Below are 1,199 nucleotides of genomic sequence, written 5' to 3' on the forward strand. Positions count from 1 at the left end.
TGGATATTGATGGTGCCAACCTGTTTTTGAACCAATTTTTGGACAACAGCAGGCAATTGCTCCAGCTGGAGATAAAATAAGTCTTCTAACAATTGAGCTGCATTTAATTGATGCAAGCAGTTGTTGTCAGAATCATAGATTTTTCCAAGTGCTTGCTGCTCGACTTTGGTTAAGATCAGTTGCAAATCAAAGGGATTGCATTGGTGTTGATCCGCTACTTCTGTGAGCAAATCTTCAACAATGGCTTCTAGGTTTTTCTGCAGCGTTGGCAGATTCAGTTTAAGCAAGGTTTTTAGCATCGTTATGTTTTGTTTTTAAAAGGTGTATAAGATAAATCGCCTGTGTCCATAATCAAGGTACAATAGCTGTATTTTGGAGCATCTTTAAGAACGTTGTAGGCTTTCATCAACGCTCTAAAGTGTGGAATGATTTTACTTTTTTGAGTCGGTGGTGCCACATTGTTTTTAAAAAACTTGGCTTTGGTCAAAGCTCCCCAAGCACCATTGGGAAACATATTGGGATCGTGAAAAACCAAGGCAAACCAGATGCCCACATGTTTGGCTCGATAGAAACAAGCTTTTTGTGCTTGGGTCAAGGTAGAGGTCAAAATATTGGTGGCATCATCAATAATAAAAAACAGCCCTTCATAGCCTTTGCGAGAAAGGCGTTTGTACAAAAGCATCTCGGTAAGTTTTTCGTCTGCCATCATGGCTTTGACTTTTTTGCCTCGAAACTTTTTCATAAAGTGCTTTTCAAAGACATAATCTTTGCCTTTGTAAGAAAAATAAAGCTCCTGTTCTTTTTTATCCGACCACAATTCAATCAATTCATAGCCCACCCAATCTTTGTCCCAACCTGAATTGTACACAAAAATAGTGGGTCGATTACACCTTAATGCAAATTGCTGTAGATCGTAGGTTTTTCCTGAATGGGGTTTTCCAAAATAAGCTAAAAAGAACGGATGGTGTTGGTCTATTGTCGTGGTTGTAGGCTTACTCATCGTAAATAATTGCTCTAATTTCAGGATTGGTTTTTCCTTGGTCAATCAAGGCTTGAATTTCAGGACTGGGAACTTCATCGGCAACATCAATAGCACAATAAGTATTGTTGGGAAGGTGTTTGTATCTCCCTGTTGTTTTGTGAATGCTGAATAATTTGCGCCCATCCTGGTATTCTTTTAAATGAGAAAAATCAGAACT

3 protein-coding genes are annotated in these 1,199 nt (G+C 38.6%); all 3 read right to left on the reverse strand.

Going from position 1 to position 1,199, the window contains the following annotated elements:
• Positions 1-299, reverse strand: a 299-nt coding sequence (locus tag CG11_RS26100; RefSeq protein ID WP_156039910.1) for a hypothetical protein, incomplete at its 3' end; no start/stop codon positions are given.
• Positions 300-301: 2 nt separating this feature from the next.
• On the reverse strand, positions 302-1,000 hold the full coding sequence (locus tag CG11_RS26105) for a hypothetical protein (protein WP_052599912.1): 699 nt from the start codon (positions 998-1,000) through the stop codon (positions 302-304).
• On the reverse strand, positions 993-1,199 hold a 207-nt coding region (locus tag CG11_RS30510; protein WP_197043952.1), incomplete at its 5' end, for a hypothetical protein. The genes CG11_RS30510 and CG11_RS26105, both read right to left, overlap by 8 nt.

The sequence above is a fragment of the Aureispira sp. CCB-QB1 genome (genome assembly GCF_000724545.1).
Lineage (GTDB): Bacteria > Bacteroidota > Bacteroidia > Chitinophagales > Saprospiraceae > Aureispira.